The 20,878-nt window shown below is 53.1% G+C and carries 1 protein-coding gene; it reads right to left on the reverse strand.

The window, feature by feature from the left end:
* Positions 1–117 precede the first annotated feature (117 nt).
* Entirely contained in the window at positions 118–20,697 is a 20,580-nt protein-coding gene (locus tag ACR3ZL_RS26210; RefSeq protein WP_486173085.1) for a tandem-95 repeat protein, read from the reverse strand.
* Between the last annotated feature and the right edge of the window lie 181 nt (positions 20,698–20,878).

Below are 20,878 nucleotides of genomic sequence, written 5' to 3' on the forward strand. Positions count from 1 at the left end.
GCCGAAATCGCGTCCGACTCAGCGAACGCTACAAAACAGTCAACTTCGACACCTTAGCGAGACATAGATCTCGATAAGGTGTCAGGTGCTGAACTGGCTGTCGTACTCGTCGATTAACTACAGCAATCGTGACATCGCGACGTCAATCGCGGAAGAATGATCCGTGGTCGACTCGGCACTCTCTTCCGAACTGGCTGTTTGGAGCGATGCAGCCAAACGCTCCAAAACGTCCTCATCCACTTCAGACGAGGATCCACCGACCACCTTAGAAACCTCGTCGAAAGCATCCGACCCAACCACACCGTCCCACATCGAATCGGACGACTGCGGAATATCGAGCGGCTCTGCCGAAGCGACCAGACCAAGCGGTTCACCACTGGCATTCGCCGAACTGCTGACCGGCGATTGTGACGCTACAAGCGGTTCGCTCACGCTGCCAACGGTATCGCGTCGGTTCAGTTCATTAATGACCTGCAACACATCCAAGGGAGCGATCGCTCGGTCACCCGATACGTCATAGTAGTTCGGCTTCGGATCATTCGCATCAGCAACAAGGTTCTGTGCTGTTGTTGGGGTTCCGCCACCGGCGACGATTACGTCATACCGATTTAGATGGTTGATGATCAGTAGTGCATCGATGGCCGATACTTCGCCATCGTCGTTGACGTCGAACTTGTTATCAGGGTTCTGCAAGCTGCTGATAACCACTTGAATGTTTACCGTCGCAACTCCACTACGACGACCGTTAACATCAGCAACCGAGTACTGGAATTGGTCACTTCCGGTGAAGTTAGCCGTTGGCGTGTAACGAATCGTTCCATCGGCAAGTGGTGTCACGTCACCGAAGGATGGCCCCGATTCAATCTGAATGCTGGTAACATCCAGACCATCGGCATCACTGTCATTGGCCAAAACCGAGATAATGATCGGTTCGTTTCGATAGGCCAATGTCGAATCGTTGACAACAACCGGTGCCGTGTTCGGGCTGATCGTCACGAGTCCCTCTTCACTTTCCAAACCACGACCGTACAAGACCTTGTAGCCAAACTCATCCCGGCCAGGGAAGTTCGTGAACGGTTCATAGGTGATGCTGCCATCATCGTTAACCGTGACGCTACCAAACTCGGGCAATGTCGTGATGAACACCGTATCACGCTGGATGACTCCATCAACGTCGATATCGTTGTCAAGCACATTGATCGTGGTCGGACCAGTTGCACTTAAGGTCGGCGTATCAGGATTGATGATCGGTGCCGCCTTACCGGTTCCAACTTGGATGGTCAGTGTGGCAGCCATTTCCGAAGTCAAAGCGTCTTGCCCGCGAGTCCCCGGTGTTATTTCCGTTGCACCGTTGTCAGTGATTCGGAATGTCAAATCCTCTTCAGGCAAGAGTGTAAGACCAGCATCAATGACAGCAGGTGGAGTGTACTGGATCGTCTCAAAGAATCGTTGAGTTCGTTCCTGGCTCGTGCCCACGGCAACCAACACGGGGTCTCCGATCACGAAGCGATAGACGCCTCCGATGTCGCTGATCAAAACGGCTTCGTTGTTAGCGATAGCAGCATTGGCCCCCGCGAGATCTCTTCGCAGTTCTACCCGTTCGGCCTCTGTTCCACCGGTCAGGTACAAGTTCGCACTGACCAAGTTGGCAGTGCTTGGATCCGTCAGATCTAGCGTTTGCCCGTTCACGGTAACCGAGGTAATTCCCAGGTCGGCGGTCTGGATACTTTCGTTATAAGGCGAGTCCAATTGAACGTCGAAGTTACCAGGTGCCGCAGACAGCTCGCCAATCTTAGAGTTACTGAGAGTTTGCAGCGAAACTCGTGCAAGCCCTGCTGGAACGTCCAGAGCACTGATGTCAGCGATAACGCCCAAGCCAAGTTGACGAAGCTGGTTCTGCAGTTCAGTCGCCACGTTAACGGCACTGCTGCCGGCGGTAAATCCAACCGCTGCATCAACACCATCGGGAGCGATTCCGGATGTGTTGAATTCGACGATAAACTGATCACCCGCAGAGGTGACGACTTGAATACGTTGCCCGTCGATCAATCCGGTTCCCGAAGGCACAAGCAATTCGTCTGTGCTGATGGTCAAACCACTTGGAGCGAACGCAGACTCAACGTCTTGCAGATCCCCGAACTGAACAGCACCGTCAAAGAGCCGGGCACCAATTCCCACAGCACGAAGCTGAGTGAGCAGGCTAGCGACCAGAGACGACGTTTCCGTCGAAGAGTCGTAAGCAACAACGAGGTCAGTTCCGAAGCTTGGCGATCCAGTGGTATTGAATTCAACGACAATTGTGGTCGCGTTAACGCCGGTGCCATTTGTCACGGTAATCGTTTCACCGTTGATCAAGTCGGCAGCCGCTGGCAACGTCAAAGTCGACAAGCTGTAATCGATTTCCGACAGCACGTTGTTGACAACGACGTCAGAAACATCCGTCACGTTGACTTGGCCTGCGAACACGTCCGATGCCTCTGCACCGAATCCGTCGAGGAACAAAGCACTCGCCAGAGCGGTAGCCGTTTGAGACGCGGTATCGGTCAATCGGAACAGGATCGGGGTTACCCCATCCTCAACATTCCCGGTCGACGTAAATTCGTAAACGAATTCGTTACCACTGGCATCCGTCACTTCGAGTCGCTCACCATCGCGAAGTTCAAGACCGGATGGCACCGTCAACACTTGCGAGAATACATTGACCTGAACGGTACCTTGACCATCCACATCGCTAACCGCGGTGGTGTTAGTGAAGTTCACTTGACCTGCGATCGTACCGCTGATCGCAGCACCGAAGCCTAGCGACCGAATCGCCGCTTGAACTCGCACAGCAAGCTGTGCTGCAGTTTCCTCGGCCGAGTACTGGACTACGAAGTCAGTTCCATTCGAAGCGACACCGGTGGTGTTGAACTCAATCGTACCTTGACGACCGTTGGTCGCGGTAAGGATCAACACCTCACCGTTACGAAGTTCACTACCGTTCGGCACGGTCACGCTGTTGCTTGTTGCCACAATGTTTGAACTAGTCGTCAATGACGCGTTCAGCATCGTTTCGACATCAATCGTCAATGTCGAGTCTTCAACCGCTTGACGCAGACGATCGTAGGCAACCGGAGCATCGTTGACCGGTTCGACAAAAATCGTTGAGGTGATTGTTGTCGTCTTCGGCGTCGAAATCTGTCCGCCGCGTACCGTCGGATCAGAAACACTTCCCGGAGCGATATTCGTGCTCTCATTGATTCCGCTATCAGTCACCGTGTAGGTGAACGTCACTGGTCCGTATACGTCTGGAGCCGGCGTGAACGTGATCATGCCAGTTTGACGATTGAGCGAAATCGTTCCACGTCCGAGAGTTTCGGAGCTAGTTGGGTCCATCGCTACGGAGACCACACGCATCGATCCATCATTGGTAGAGCGTGGTTCAATTTCGTCAATCGCACCTGCTGGGCCCGCTGCATCATTGCCTAGCAAGTAATCAGACGAGAACACAAACGTCGTATCTTCAGTCGGAACCGGACGGGTTGCTGGATCAGGATAGAAAGCCAGGAAGTCAGCGTTCACATTGCCAGTCGCGTCGGTCAAGCCGACATAGTCAGTCGTCAATGCCGGTGCATCGTTCCGAGGAACAACCCGAATGATAGCCGTTGCAGTGGACTCCGCTGCTGTGGTCCCGGGACCGTTAACCGCTGGGTGCATGAACTGATCCTGCAGCAATCCTCCGCTTCCATCATCGTCGATAAAGTACGGCGATTGCGACAAGGCGTCCAAGCGAAGAGGACGAGAATCTTCGTCACCTGGATTAACAGGCTCATTCAGTTCGAACAGCTTCGCTGTCAGGTCCGCAGGAAGGATGGAGATACCGTCATCGATCAGCGTGAACGAGAATTCGTCCAACGCCAACTCGCCTAATAAGCCGGTATCGCTATTGAAATCGGCAGCCGGTGTGTAGATCACCTGCGTAATCCATTTCGGATCCGTCTCATCATCAAAGACAACAGTGATCGTCCCGCCACGACTGGTGGTCAATGTCGTATTCGAACCGCCCGCAACAATCGTTCCACTGTTGGTGCTGATCGCTCGCACGAAGATCGTTTGGTTGTCTTCGTTTTGGGGTGCATTAGCTTCACCCAAATCGAAGTCGGGCGTTGCAGCCGCGACCAACTCAGTCGCGTTGATCACGAGCGTTCCATCGCCACCGTCCGAGGTCGCCTCAAATCCGACGAAACCGGTCGTCGTTGCACCCGGTGCGTCATTTTCCGGAAGCACGCTGATGGTGACCTTGGCCAGATTATCGCCACCTTGCCCAGCTGACGTCGAGTTCTGCTGAGTCGACAAGCGGTACTGGAACGAATCCAAGCCGAAGAAGTCTTGATCCGCGGTATACAAGAACGATCCACTCAGATCGTCACCCATGGTCAAGTTAATCTCCAAAATCCCGTGTGGCGTCTTATAAGTCAAAACGTCGTCGTTGGGATAACTCGTATCGGCCGGATCCACATTCAACAGTGGCAATTGTGGGAAGTACCGAACTGGCAACAATTGATCCGCGACGGTGTCAGGATCGATCAGTACCTTTTCGTTGATTTCCAACGGCGGATTCGAAGCATTGGTCGTGGTGTCGATTCGAAGTGGCGTATCTTCCACAGCAACGAAATCAGCCGCTGTCGGAGTCGGCGTTTCAATGTTCAGAACCGTGATTTGGTAGTCCTCGACCTCACCACCGATCGCAACACCCGTTGGGCTCGTGTTGCCAGCATCGCTAAGTCGGATTCGCAACCAAGTATTACCATCGGCAACGTCGAAGCCTGGCTGAGCAATGCTCAACGTATTAATACCCTCGACCACTGGCACGTTCCGCAGAATTTGTTCGGTGCCATCTTGATCGAAACGACCGTTTCCATTGAAGTCAATCCACGCGTCGACCAATCCGCCGCCGGTGACATAGACCTGGAAGTTAGTTCCAGCAGGATCAAGCGGGTTAACGTAACCCAAAACGCGACCGGCTTGACTGGCGTCGAGTACGGCTCCGTTGTCGGCATAACGACCAAAGAAGAAGGAAGGGTCATCAGTTGGATCGGCCCGGAATTCAACGATGGAAACACCGTCTTCATCGTCGAGGGCGGTCAAACGAATCGTCGCTTCGCTATCGAGGCCCGCTTCGAACCCACCGCCGAGTTGGCTCAACGTGGACTGGATCGCATTGAGCAGTGCGTCGGCAACTTCGGCTGGGGTGAAATCAGCATTAATAAGAACCGCGACCGTGTTGGCACTCGGGTTCTCGTTCGGATCGACCAATTCATAGACAACGGTTTGACTTCCCAGTTGAAGCGTGATGCGTTCGCCGAAGGCTGGCGTGGCATCGATCGTCAACGTTTGACTACTCACAACTGAATTGTCGACCGTGATATCGCTTGACGTAACGGTGAAGCTAAAGGTCTGACGTGTGTCGTCGGCCAAGCCACTACTGAACGGTTGCCCGTTGCCTTCAGTATCGATAACGAAACCAAGACGGCTGTTGGAACTACCACCAATGACCGCATGTCGAGCACCGTTGCCCTGAATGTAGCCTAGATCGGTTGTCGGCAAGTTCGGTGTTGGACTGACCAAAAGCGTGCCGTAGCTCGAGGGTGCATCCCCAAAATCAAAGCCCACTTCCGGCATGATAATCGTGAAGCGAGTCTCATCGTTCGATCGTGTTGGATTAACAGGGTTACCCGCCAAGTCCGTAACTGCAGGAAGAATTTCGGTACCAGTCGTCGTCAAACCACCATTGGTGATCAACTGAGCGTCACTCGTATCGGTAATCCACAGAACGCCTCCACCAGGTGCGAACACCTCAACATCCAAACTGGAATCCGTGATCGCTGTTTGCAGAGAAGCAGCAACGGACGTGGCCGAAAGAGAATCGCTTGGCACAAACTCAACTGCGATCGCTCCACCGCTGATGCCATCTTGTGACAAGAATGGGCTGCCCGAAACATCGAGTACAACGAGATCGCCGACTTGATCCGCAGGTGTTTCGTTAAGCGAAATCGTCTGACCTTCGACAGTGACAGGCAAATCGTTTCCGAACACCAAAAGCATCGCTGCCGCTAACGCCTCGGTTACTTCAACTGCATCCGATTCTGGATCAACCTCGACCGAGTTTTCGGGGAACGCCTGACTTGAATCGGTTGTGAACCGGAAACCTTCCGTGCGATCGCCTACCGTGACCGTGACGATCGAATCATGAACTCGTTGGCCAGTTGCCGTATCGGCAACCGTAATACTTAGGAATGGAGTCACACCTGGTGCCCCAGTCAAAACCAAGTCGGAGTCGACCATTTCGATCGTATCACCTTCCAAGCCACCAACCGAAACCAGACCATCGCCAATTGCCCGAGCACCGGTCAAACCAAGCGATGATTGTCGCAATGCAGTTGCAATCGACAGAGCAATCTCGTCCGGCGTATCGGTACGATTGAATGCGATCCGGCGGAATAGACCTGTCTCGTCAGTTGCCGAGATGGAATTGTCCGAATCAAACTCGAACGTGATCGCGTTACCGTCGCGGGTGTATGTGAACTGATCCCCATCGACTACCGAGTTGGATGTACCAACCTTGGTAAGTCCTGAGCTGATTTGGCTCAGATCAACAACGTGACCTGGCAATTCAACTACCGGTGGATCGGTATCTGCAAAGACCGTTGGAAGCGTTCCAAGCTGAATCGAATCGCTGCCGACGGCAACGGGTGCCAGTCCCAATTCGGCACCGTAGTCAGTCGATGTCAAATCACCGAATTGTCGTGGGCTCAAGACACGTAAGATTGCGTCACGAACGCCAGCAATTGTCCCCGCACCTGAAAGTGGAATAGCCACATTAGCGGAAGCGGTTGCGTTATTGGTATCAATTTCGAAAGTGAACGTATTCAGACCATCACGCGAAGTGATCGTGAAAGTATCTGTGTCATTGAATCCGTTGACCACATCGGTGATCACCAAGCTCTCGCTGCCTGGGATGCCAAGTGTGTAGCCGGAATCAAATTCGAATACAGTCTCACGCCCTGTCAGATCCGCGATAACGACTTGGTCGCCATCGGCGATCGAACCGCCATCACCAACTTCGACAACCCGGCGAACCTGGTTATTCAGCGTGATTTCGTAAACCGAGTCTTGATTCCAAACACCGGCCAGCGGTGTCAACCGAATCGTACGACTGTTCTCGCTATAGCCAAACGTGTAATCACGACCTGGCAACAACTGTCGTCCGTTTTCCGTCAAGAGAATTGTGTCGCGGGTGATCGTGCTTGCATCCAAGCCCGTCCCCGCCTCGTCAATCAGTTGAACTTCGAAGTACTCAGTAAACTGATTCGGATTCACCAAACGGATGTAGGACTGCTGAGGGTCGGTATCACCAGCGAACGTAAGGTCCGTCGGAGCACCAGCAGCGGTCACGTCAGGAGCGTCGAACGGATTGTTGAGAATCGCGTTAGGGCGTCGGAAGTCAGCGTTCTCAATCGCACCGCGGTCGATGAACGGGTTCGAGCCAGTACCGCCGTTAGGCACACCGGTCAAACTGTCGACACGACGTTGTCCGTAAATATCAAAGTCCGGTGCCAAAATCGGTGAACGTGAAATTCCTACCGGCTCTTTGACCGTGTTGAAGAAGTTTTCACGGTCGCCCAAGGACGTATACGAATTGTCGATCAGACCGCTTCCCGCACGCGGGATGAAGTCACTACCTGAGAACAGTTCAGTCGTGGTCGGAATGTCTACCGACGCACTGCCCAGTGGCAATGAACTGTTGGTCGTGTTTCCAGAGAACGCGTTCCCATCGGATACCGTCAACGATGCATCGGAAGTATCGACATTGATTCCCTGATTGAAACCAACAATCACGTTGTTCAACAACGTTGGAGCAGCTCGGCCGCTCACATCGATACCGGTTCCCGATCCTTCGTTCACAATCGTGTTATTGACTACACGACTGAAGATATTCGCTGTACCGGTTTGGTTTTCACCGAAGTCACCGCCACCAATTTCAATCCCGATCGATCCAGAATTGCTGATCACGTTGTTCATGATCACAGCACCCGGAATTAATCCAAACGAGTTCGTATCTCGCAGTAGTCGTGCCGTCATCGGAACATCAGGATCCATCACCGAAGAGATACCGACATTCGCTGAATCGCGGATGAAGTTACCCTCGATGATCAATTGACCTTGATCTTGAGTTCGGTTGACATCCGTAATTCCGAAGTGGTAATCGGTCATCAACACATCGCGATACTCTTCGCCAAGGTCGTCTGCCGGACGAACCGTCATTTGGTAATCACCAGACTGGGCGTCGGTAAGACTGATCGGCCCAGGGTCACCCGAGTATCGTGCCGTGCTACTGATAACGATGTCATAGTAGCCAGAGCGTTGTGGCGTGAAGGTAAGGTTTGCTCCCGCTTGGGTCTCACCAAGTCCGATTGTGGGTTGAGAGAAGTCCGACGTCGCAAAGGTACCTTCAGTCGCAGGTGCGACCGCTTCGTTCTGAGCGAAAGCGAAATTCAGCGAGGTTTCCGAGAAGATCGTTCCCGCTTCGACAATCGCTACGAAAGGCAACTGCAAACTGACACCGGTTCGGAACAGACCAGTCGTGTCGACATCGATATCGATCGCCTCGCCCGCGGTCAAGTAAACCCGCACCACATCCATGTCGAAAGTCGGATCGGTAATCTGAACACCGCCATCGTCCGCACTACTACCGGGACTAATCCCAATGGCTACCGGATCACCGATCTTACCGGTCGCGATCAATGTGTCACCCGATACATAGCCAGGGACCGCTGCTTGGGCCAATTGGTCTGTATACAGAACGTAGTCGACGGTATCGGAATCATGGTCGATGATGGAAACTCGACGATTGGTGTAGCGACCTGCGTAGGTCTCTTCAGCAACCATGTCGAGTTTCAGCGTACGGCCCGAACCTGGATTGACGAATACTTCGCCGCCGAACAACTCCACTCTTCGTGAGGTCGACGTTCCACTTTCACGGCTATCACCCGTCGCAGCAAGAATCGTTAGCGTATCTTGTGCTTGGTCGGAATTAATCGCATCCCGAATCGAAGCAGCTACTTCCGCAGCCGTATTGGCAGGATCGAAGTAGACCGGCACGTTACCCGCAGCGATATCAACACCGGGTTCGTAACGACTATCAAATTCAAAAGTTAGACGTTGAGTTCCGTCATCTAGAACGAAGAAGTCTCCGTCCTTCAGGTCGATGCCCTCTGGAGCAACGATCGTCACGGCCCCGTCTGCCAAACGATCATTGGTATCAAAGGACCGGCCCAGACCTAACTGCTCGTCCAGATATAAGTTGATTGGATCGTAGTCTTCCGGAACGCCATATTCATCAGCGGTGCGAATTTCTAGGGCGTACGGTCCGACTAAGATTTCATCAGCATGTTCTGGCTGAACGCTGTCCGCACGCGAGTCAGGAATATAAGCGGGATCCAACACGAAGTTCGAATTCGCAGGCTGACCACCATAGTTCTCGTACAACACGACTTCGCCACGCTCAGCGAATCCGACGACGATATCGTCGATGTAAACGCCTTCCACGACGTTGTTTTGCGCACCGGCGGTACTTCTTTGAGAGCTTGCAAACGCAATTGGGGCTCCTAAACCAAACTCATCACCTGGCATCGCCAAGTTAAAGTCGAGCTGATTCAATCCATAAGGTCCCGGGTCGGCAACGAATGTGCTGTAGACACGGATCCGGTCTTCGGCCGACTTCTTATAGCTTTCCAAAGAAGCTGTAGACTCGTACTCATAAAGTTGCGCCGCGTTGGTGCCTAAGCTGAACCTTAACGCACGGCGAAGCTGATCAGTAACCTCGACGCTATCCATGGTCGAATTGACCAAGACGGGGACCGCGCGGGCCGTGTACGAGAAGTTCGATACTGTGTCCTGCTCCGCTTCCCAAGACACGATTTGTGAATCGGGATCGTTGGTTTCAACCGAACTTGCATTGACTAATCGGACTTCACGTCCACCCGCACCTACAATCAACGGCACCAAGCTCTTGTCCAAGGCAGCCACAAACTTCACAGCCACCTCAGCTGCCGAATCGCCAATCTCGTACCCAATCTCGTTGGCCTGGCCGGTCGGGGTCAACGTAAAGGTGTACACCTCACCCAAATCGTTGGTTGGATCATTCTTTCGATAGATCGTGATTTCTTCGCCATCGATAAGGTCTGCACCTGAAGGGAGCGTTACCGGAATGACATAGGTGTCGACTTCCAGTTCGCCTTCGGTAGTGATTGCCGGGTTGGTGATCACGTTGGCGTTGGAGCCGTACACAGCTAGACCGAAACCGACACCATTGAACAACTCGATCGCGTTCAGGTTGGGATTCGTTTGCTGCAACCTAGCTGCAATTCGGGCAGCAATGTCCTCAGCCGATTCGGCTTCGTTGAAGCTAATCTTGATCGTCGTATCATCGGGTAGGTCCGTACCTTCACGTACGAACGTAATCACGACCGTTTCGCCACCACCGGACAATTCAATCTGTTCGCCGGTTCGCAATTCTGCGCCGTCGGGGATATTGATGACGGCCACTTCTTCCATTTGAAGTGTGACACTCGATTCCGGAGCCGTGGTGATCAAATCATTCGCAACCACCATCAACCGATTGGTTGATCCTTTAGTTGCTGTTGCGACATTTGTATATCGGGCAACTAACGCGTCTCGAATATCCTCGGCCGAATCGGTACTATCAAAAGCAAAAGAATTTAGAGCGTTGACAACAGCTGTAGTGTTTGTGCGCCGCTCTCGAAGCGTTAATTCTGTTCCGATCGAGATAGTTTGGCCGTTTTCATCTAGCACCGCGTCCAGCTGGATCGTGTCCCGATCATTTGCTTGAGCACCGGATGGAACCGTGATTTCGATGGCCGAACGTTCAGTCGATGTAAACCTAGAAGCGGCGTTATCGACTCGGACTGAAACAGTATCTCCATAAACAATAACTTTGTTTCCAGAGATGCTGAAATCCACATTTGCAGGCAGAGCAATCTCAGCAAATCGTTCAGCAATGGTCCTCACCGGCGTATTGTTGTTGTACACAACTGACTCAAGCGCAGATGTACCCACCGCATCATTGAACCGGACATTGTAAGTTGCGTTGTTTACGGTAACAGAAATCACCTCGCCATCGATAATACCAGCAGCAGTTGAGGGTAACTCTATCTCAACCGCCTGAATATCGCGCGAAGCAAATTGGTTGGCTTGTTGAACGGCATCAATGTTGGCTAGATCGTTGCCGTTGCTATCAACAACCCGCACGCGGATCGTGGTCCCTTCCTGAATCGGGTCGAGGAACGCTCCTGCAGTCGCGTTGTTATTGATTGCGGTGAAGACCGCATTTGCGACCACCGTCACGTTGTCGGAATCGGAGAACCCAACAACTTCGCTAGCATCATAAGGAGCCAGCAGGGCAGCCGGGACGCCATCGCCATCATCAAACGCGAGAGCAAACTGGCGGTTTACCCCACCGCCGTCGACGTAGTCGATAACGACCAACTCATCATCGTTTAGTTCCGCACCCGATCGAACATCAATACGTGATCGAACATCCGCTTCCGCGTTCACCGAGGTGATCACCTGAGAAGGAGCTGCGGTGACGAAGACCTGCACTCCTTCCTCAATGAAGACAACATTGTTATCGCCATCTAAGTAAGCAGTACCGGCTGGAAGCGCTTCCAGAATCCGAGTTGCAATTTCCGCTTTGGTATCACCCGAATCAGCAATAATCTCGTTCGGGCTGGCTGTCGAGTTGACAGTACGAACGTATCGCAGCACATCAGACGAGAAGCCTGGATAGAGAATGAAGATCTGCTCGCCCGGCAAAGTCGAGCTACCTGCAGCAGCCGTGTCACCGGTCGGAACATTCAACACAGTGAAAGTACCGGCAAAGTCAATCGGATTTGCTTGGCCACCTTGGAGCGTCTCTCCAATCGTCACTTCCGAAGCCGCCAACAGACTTAGATTTCCGTCGCCATCCACGCGAGGTCGCATTTGACCTGGCACTGCGGCTGCAACGGCCCTGGCAACTTCAATTCGAGTTGCATTGGGATCAATCAGAACTTCGATCACATCGGCAGCAGGTCCACCTACTGTCAAAGTATCAACGAAGACCACAGTTTGGGTCAGAGGATTCAAATCCGAAGACGGGCTATTGTAGGTCACCGTAAACGAATCGCCATTGATCAAGTCCGTGCCACTTGGCAGGATCACATCGCGGCCAACAACAGTCTGCAACAAGGAGAACGATCCGTCATCGTTCTGCAAACTGGTGCGGTCGTTGTCGTCGATCGTTTCACCGTCAACACCGACCAATTCGATCGAACCGAAGTGACTTCGCATCGATCCAGCGGTGCTGAAGTCAAAGCGAATTCGCACATCACGGCTGCCCGCGAATTCCGAAAGGTCAGCTCGCACTTGACGCCACTGACCGTCCTCGTTGTCATCGAAAACGGTCTGCACATCGATATTGGTTTCAGCGTAATAGTCGTACTCGTCGCTAAGCCCAAGCGATCGGAACGCATCATTAGTTGCTAATAGTTTCCATTCGCCATCGTCACCAGCGGCGAATACCCGGAAGCTATCGTTCTGGGCCCGAGCAGGCGTGTAATCGTCATCCCCTTCCACTTCGATGTGATAGGTGAAGTACAGCGTTGGCTTATCATCAGCACTGTATTCTCGCAGATCGATTGAGTCCGAAATGGTCGAACCATGGCTGCCGCCAGGAGCGATCTGCCCCAACGCATCACCGTCGGCTCGTGCGATGGTGTTATCCGCAGCATCGCCAGTGACTTCAAAACCGAAGTAAAGACTGTTCCCACCACTCGTGTTAAGTCGACTTTGGTCATAGGTCGTCACTAAACCATGGCCATCATCGGCCCGACGATCGACCGTCGAGTGCCAGGGGTTGTATTCCAAGTTACTGAATGCAAGACCACTAGGAGTCTGGCCTACACTGAACCCATCGACGAAGCTCAACTGGACCGCTGAACGACCGTTGTAGAATACATTTGCAGGTTCAGTCGTCAGTTCACCGGCTTCGTTGGTCGTTAGCGTGAACGCATACATCCAACCATCAGGCGTTGTCGCAAATAGGGTCTCAGCATAGACGCCGTCTTCGACGACCTGAGGTCCATAGGACAAACCTGAAAACACAGGAACGGTGATGAACTGAGTGCTATCATTAGGATCAACAATCAGCCGCGTGCTACCACCGATGTGAGCGGGATCGGCTTCGAGATATCCGTAGAACTCCGTTGGGATGATGTCGTTGTAGCCTTCCGCCGTGCTACCGACCGGTGCGGCGACGCCTGAGTTTGGATTGAAGACGTGAATACCGCCTAGATCCGTTACCCCCACGAGATCGCCATTCGGGCTGATAAAGTTGTTGATTGCCGCAACCCCAGTGATATCACCACCATCACCACCGGTGATATCGATGAAACCAGTGTCTACAATCCCGAATTCGACTTCGTCGGAAGCCGGACCGAACACGGTCGAATAAGTTGCCGCACCGAAGTTTCGGTCCGCTGTGGCTAGGCGACTTCCCCGCGAAAGGATCTCGCCATTATCCGCAGCGGCGAGATAGATAATATTGGTACGCAGTGACAACGGCACCTCGCCGCCAGTCCCGGCTGAATCACGATTACCGATCACCCAGAAAGTCTCGTTATTCGATACGACGCTCGTATTAATTGACGAAGCGGAGTCGTTTCGACGGAAAGTCATCGCATTGATGATCAGTTGAGCATCTGTATCCACTCGGTTATTAACGCCGTTCGGATTCGTTTCACGGAACGTGATTGAATCGTCACCGGTGTTTCCGCCGCTGCCATCGGCGGGATCGACGTTAATGAAGTTCCCAATCGTAGCACTGTTAAATGGGTTGTTGCCCGTACTGTAAGTGAACAACTCACCGTCATCACGAATGGCCAAGTCGCCAGACGCAGGACCAAAGGATCCGATCAAGCGTTCCATGGTCCCGGTAAACGGGTTGAAGCTCGCAAGCGTACTAGACGTGTTACCAGCAATACCACCTTCGTAATTGATAAACAGTCGAATGTCATCAAGTGTGTATTCAACCGGTGAAGAAGCGTCGAACAAAGGTTCGATCACAGGTCGTTCGGCAGTGTAATCCAGCTGCCGCGAAGAGAAGAAGATCGACTCTTCGAGGGAGTCATGACTGATGTTGCGGATCGAATTGATCGGCATCAAACGCACGTCAGGATTGGTTGCGTTCTGCGTGAAGAACTGGTCAAGCACTGCTGGCACCGCAGCTTGGCTGCTAACGACAACGTAGTACGTACCTTCAGGCAATTGAACGGGGCCGATGTAGGCATCCTGCACACCTGCGGAACCGGCCGTTAGGTTTTCCAAATCGACACCCTGCAAAGGACGCCCTTGGTCATCGGTGACATTGCTATCTCGACTGACCAGAATCACACGCCCTTGCGAGTCGTAAACCGACAACACTGTGTTCACACGTGCCAATTCGTCTGCATAGTCGATATCGAACGTTGCAGTTACGAAACGATTCTCGCTATCGAAGGTATCTGGCGACAATTGCTGTGCAACCAACTGCACCTGATAGATATCCACGTCCTCAATACGCAGATCCAAATCGGTAGTCGTCAAGTTTCCAATTTCACCGCTAACTACTAGCGAAGCTCGATCGGTGGTCAACAAGTTGCCCAGATCCTGAGCGTCGCCAAGGCTTGCTTGCAGACGATCGTTGACGGCTTCACGAGTGGTTTCGTCGCCGCTGTTGCGATCGCCAGGCGTTGGGTCGATGTAGACAACTTCTTCACCGAAATCGCCCGACAATGGGCTATGAAGCGGCGAACCACTTACTTGAATCGCGGTCGTCGCGTAACGAATGTCGGCGCCTCGAATAGTCGAACCGGCTACCTCATCGGTTCCCCGAAGTCGAATGCCCAATTCGTATTGGCCCATCGTCTCCGCATTGTTAGATCGAACGCGGATGAAGTAGTTCGTATCGACACCGGCATCGCCAGGCAATACGACACGGAAACCAGCATCCAGCGGGTTGGCCGATTCGACATTGCCACTGGAAAGTCCAGTTGGAAGAGCACGGACTTCGCTGGCGTTCACACCCTGTGGCAATGCACCGTTGACGTAGAGCTTTGTCGGATCAACCGCTTCAGCCAACGAATCGTTGCTGCGTGCGATGACTTCTCCGTTGACATTGACGAGCTCCAGGACCGTATCGAGCCCAAAGGTTGTTTCATCAATATCGAAGTAAACAATTGTCTTACCAGGGGCAGTGAAACGGTAGGTGTCCACGTCGTTATCGGTTGCCAAAGTGCCCCGAACCGTGATCCCTAAACGCTTATTTTCGTCGCCTGCATACTCGTCGGCGGCAAGATCACCAACGATCTGCGCGTTACCAGGAGCTTGGTTCGTTGTGATCGCACCGGCTTCTCCTCGTTCACTCTCGAACACGTAGGCAACGTTTCGGTCATTCGCATAAGGCTGGATTTGAAGACCGATCCAGTCGCCCGCTGCGGGTGCAATATCTGTGTTACCAAGGGTGTCTGAACTGGATTGACCGTCGGGCGTGAATCCAGCCCCGATAGTGTTGTCATTCAAGCTAGTCAACACGACTGGGAATCCAGGCGATCCAAGAACCTGGATAGTGCCACCGATTCGATCGTCGATATCAAGCTCGCGTCCCCCGCCGACCAGGGTTCCTTGATCAGAGAACTTCACAACCAATGATTGATCGGCATCACTGCGAAGTCGCAACGCGCCATGATAGTGATGAGTCAGCGAATAGATCGGACCTTCCACCACGTGCACAATATCCGTGTCATCCCAAACGCTATCCGTTGTGACGATTTCGCTTCGAACTCGCATACCGTTGATCGCGTTGCCCGACAGCTTGTTGTCCAGCAACAAAGGACCTTGGTTATCGGGCCGAACGTCGAAACGATCGATTCCACCCGTTGAGCGTCCCGAATCAATCGTGCCTTGGAATGCCAAAGCATCAGGGTTGATACTGATCGCCGCACCGTCGCCATCAACGATGGTGTTACCAATCAAGACCGGTTGCGATCCACGTACGAAGATCGTCGAGGAATCGTTAAACCCTTGCCCGCCTCGGATATCAGTTGGGCCAGAGTTACTTTCGATACCGCTGGCATTGTTGATGAACGTTGAGTTCACGACTCGAACATCAGCCTGCAAGATTTCGAGAGCATTAAAGGAGTCCGAACCGGCCGCACCACCGCCATAGCGGAAGTCGGTGTACGCGATAGACCCTGTGGCCCCTTGGCGGAACATGATCCCACCCCAATCGCCTTTGTCACCCTCACTTGCACCGTTGTTGTTGGTGTCAAAAGTACCTCCAATGCCGTATTCATCGTCGTTTCGAGACGTGAAGATGATTGGCTTACTATCGGTTCCCTCAGCATAGAAGTCCGCACCGATTCCGACTTCGATACGAGAGGCATCGAACTTGACAATGGTGTCGGGATCGATCGTCAATCGGGCGTCAAACCGTGGCAACAGCTTGGTTCCGCCATTGGCGTTGGCTCCCAACTCACGTCCCAACACTGACCCATCGGTAGTTGCATTTGGCGAGAACCCAGTATCGATCAGAGTCGTTTCGCCTAAACGCAACTCCGCAATCAGATAATACTTCCCTGTTGCTGGATCAACACGATAGACATTGGTACCGATGAACTCATCGGGGGCTACAGGCAGGTTCGTTAAACGAATCACTCCATCTTGAAGTGCAACCACGGTGTTAGTCGCGCTACTTGCTTCCGTCTCGCCACCGTAGACATCCGCAAACGTGATTCGGTAGTCGTAGCCCCGGTCACGCTGCAACGTTCCGACTGGCAAAACTTCGCCTGGGCCAAGGTCCGCCGCAGTGTAACGCGCGGCAACGATACCACTGGCAACAGGCTTTACCTCTACGTTCGCTTCACGCTTCAGGTCTTGCCCGTAATCAACGAACTGGCGGGTACGCCGGTCCAACTGAGCCACCAATTCATAAGATTCGACTCCCCCGACCACGACTCGGCGATAAAGATTTCGCCCCGAAAAGCCTTCGCCAGCCAAAGGCAAGTTGTTCAAAACAACCGCATTGCTTGAGCCAGTCAGAATACGTGAACTCGTTGGCATACTTACCAACGATTCATGACCTTCATCGGTAACAAAGGTCAGTTTGTATTGGTACGTTCCTGCAGTCAGCCCAGGGTTACCCGCAAGGGTAGTTTCGTTCGCGGTCGAGGCAGTCAAAGTCACACTGCCAACATCTGGTCGATCTTCTAACAAGATTGGACCACCCGGTGCACCGGAGATCGTCAAAACTTCACTGATAACGTGAACGACGTCGGTATCGTCGAAGCGACCACTGACCGTCAACGTTTCCAGTTCATCCACTGCGGGAGTAAGCACGCGTACAAACAATCCGTTGATCGAATTGTTCGTCACGACGTTGCCGTAGATCTCCGGCCCGGCACGATCGTAGTCACTGGTAAAAGCTTCTACAGGCTGGTAACGCGGTGCATGAAAGCTGTCCTCGCGGAAGCTATTCGGATCAGCACTGAAGGCAGCAAACGCACTCAGTGAGATCTGGTTATGGATCAACGTCGGTCGACTCTCGAACATCTTGATCGGCGACACAACTTCATCGCGAAGTCCCGTACGACCACCGCCATATCGCATATCCGCGTGCGATACGAAGTCCAAGAAAATACCTTGATCTTCCCAGTTGCCGCGTCCTTCTGCGTTATCGATGTCGTTTCGCAACTCGATCCCGGCCCAGTCGCCGCTGATCGGTGTTGTGTTATTTGAGTTCGAATCGATCCCAAACGACTCGTCGTTGTAACTGGTGAAGATAACGGACGATTCTGGTGTTCCGAGGACCTGAATAGCGGCTAGAGAGCGGTCCGAGTCGACAGCACTACTGCCCACGACAATCTTGGAATCTCGCATCTTGAAGATCGACCCAGCGTCGATCATGACCGTCACGTTCTTCTTAACTTCGAACGTCTCGCCGTCGATCAAGACATCGTTCAGCGGACCGCCACGACCCAATTCATATGCAGGGTTATCGCCGACGGTCTGGATGTCACCGTCATTACCGACTGATGGCAACAAACGAATAATGTCACCGGCCTTTGATTCAGCGATCGCCTTTTGGATCGTTCGGTATGGCGAATCAAGCGAGCCCGAATTCGAGTCGTTCCCGTCAGTGTCCTTCACGACGAAAATTGTCCGTGGGACGGATGTGTCCCCAGGATTAGTATCAGGTGCGGTCTGGAACCAGAAGTTGAAATCGCCGCCAGCGGTACCGTCCGCATCGCCGTCCAAACGCGTGCCGCGTCGATCCGAAAGCGCGTCGGCGTTAGCTTCACCCGACGTGGTATCAAACGTGATACGCAGCTCGTAGTCGCCCTCGGTTAGACCACCAGCACCAGTGCCATCTTGCTCGCCATCATAGGAATCATTACCGGTGCTAGAGACACCGACGACGTAATCACCTGCGGTCAGATCTACTCGGACATACGAGTCATCGCCGAACGAATCGTCGTTACGAGCTACCAATTCAAAATTGACCGCACCGTTGTCGCCAGGGCTCTTGCGATACAACTGGACCAGCGTGTCCAGCAAGCTGACATCATCGAGTCGCTGTGCAAAGGTTTCCAACGTAACCCGACCCACAATCTCATCGGCCGCTACGCCGGTGGGCGAATCGATAGTGAATGAATAGAAATCGACATCGCTACTTTCAGGACGATGCAAAGCCTGGCCGATTGTGATATCGCTTTGGCTTAAGAAGTCAGGCTCGGTCGGCAACGAAGGGAAGCCCGCCAGACCATTCGTGCCACCATCGCTCAGGCTGCCGTCGTTCGAGTCAGTTTCGCTATTCGGCTCGTCAGGGCTACTACCACCCGCCGCCACTCCGTCGGGCAGCTCGAACAGATCGCCGATACCCAACAGGTTTCCGATACCGCGGAGTCCTTCAACGAACCAGCTCGGGCTATCATCGGGCGACAAACCATAACCGTCGTACCAACCTTCATCCGCTTCCAAGATCAAGATGCCACGCGATGGATCGCGGTCATTGACACGGTACAAACTGTACGGGGTACCTTCACCAGCGCCGGTGTCGACGGTTTCCTGAATCGCACGAAGGTCACCGGTAACGATCTGAAGACCCGAGTCTTCGGTTTCAACAAACGTAACGCCTAGATGCAACTCATAGAGATCAAAAATTTCCCGAGCACGCTCTTTCTGTGCTTCTGAAATCGCGTTATCAAGCGGGTTGCCGTTGGGATCCTCACCATACCGATTAGCAAAGTTATACGGGAATACATTGATTCCCGCTGAAGTATCGATACGACCAACCACACTCGCATCGCGACTCTGATCACGTGAACCCGGAGCATCGTACGCACCGGGCCACGGCGGCACGTATGCCCCCGTATTCTCGATCGATCCACCACGAAGCACCACACTCTGGACACCGTCAGCGGGATCGAAGCTTACTGTCGGATTGAGTGCCTGCATTCCACTGGCATCACTAACGGTAATCGTTCCACCATCGAACGTATTGTTCGAACCGACTGCGACAGGTGCACCACTTTCGTCGAGAACGGTCGAGCCTTCGGCGGCCACATTCAATACATCTGTCGCACCAGCAAGCCCGTCACCGCTACCAACTCGCAAACGGAACGTTCCCACACCATCAGCACGGCCAGTCAAAACTGACAGGTCATCTGAAAAACGCAGGATCGCCATGTTCGCCACGGGATCGTAAATGATCGTTTCAGGAGTGAAGAGAACATCGTCCGTGTTCTCCACTGTGTCTTGAGTCAAGAACAGAGAGTAGAAACGCGGATTGACGACCGACAGACTTGAAGTCGATTGCCCAGCTTCTGGAACCGCCGCGTTGGTGATCGTTCCTGCTTCGGGATTCGAGAACGGATCATCGTTAAAATAGACGTGAATTTCGTCAGTCGCCTGCTCGCGATTGTTTGCCACACCGGAAACAGGCTGCGGCACAACTGCAACGACCTTCGGCCCTACTTCGACTTCAAAATCAATATTCAGAGTCGGCGTCGCAGATCCAACCTGATCCGCGGGCAAAATCGCTTCGCCGGCGAGGTTTCGCAACGCGGTAATGTTCGTCTCGTCGCCCTGCGCATTGGCGAACACATCTTGATTATTGAAATCGTCGTAGCCAGCAATCTGAATCCGATAGCGATCGTCTGGAAGTGCTTCGGCGAAACGCGCCACCACAACGCGATCACCCACTTCGTCGTCTGCAAAATCCAAGACTCCTGGCTGAATCAGCAACTCATTGCCGTCATCAAACGTGCCATCTCCGCCGGACCCAATGACCCGAATCCCACCCAAAGTGGATGAATCGATCGCGGTATCGCCATCAAAACGGAAGGTCAACTCGCGAGGGGCGGTCGTGAGCTGATTCTGCTCGCTGGTGCCTTCCAGCCTGATTTGCGACTCCGCTCCCGCCTCGACGCTAACCAGTCGCGGACCGCTGATAATTTCAGCGGCCAGTAGTTCTCGTTTTTCCAAAGTCTGATGGTTGAGCTGCCTAGAAACGGCATTTTTCAAACTACGACTGCGACGGATTGAATTTCTTCGTTGGGTCATGGTTGACCGAAGCCTTGAAAGAAAAAGTGGTGTGACGAATAGCAGACGAGGTACCGGGGCAGAAAGTTCCGTTCCAACGCCCGACAAATTCACCTGGGCAGTTTAGTTCGACTTATTGGAATTCGCCTAAATTTCTACTTAGGACAAATCAAGGGCCGACGATCGCCGTACCGCCATAAGG

It is taken from the genome of Rhodopirellula sp. J20-39 (assembly GCF_057365095.1).

Coding starts and splice junctions, on each gene's coding strand:
- ACR3ZL_RS26210 (WP_486173085.1), bottom strand. CDS start 20,697: ATGACCCAACGAAGAAATTCAATCCGTCGCAGTCGTAGTTTGAAAAAT.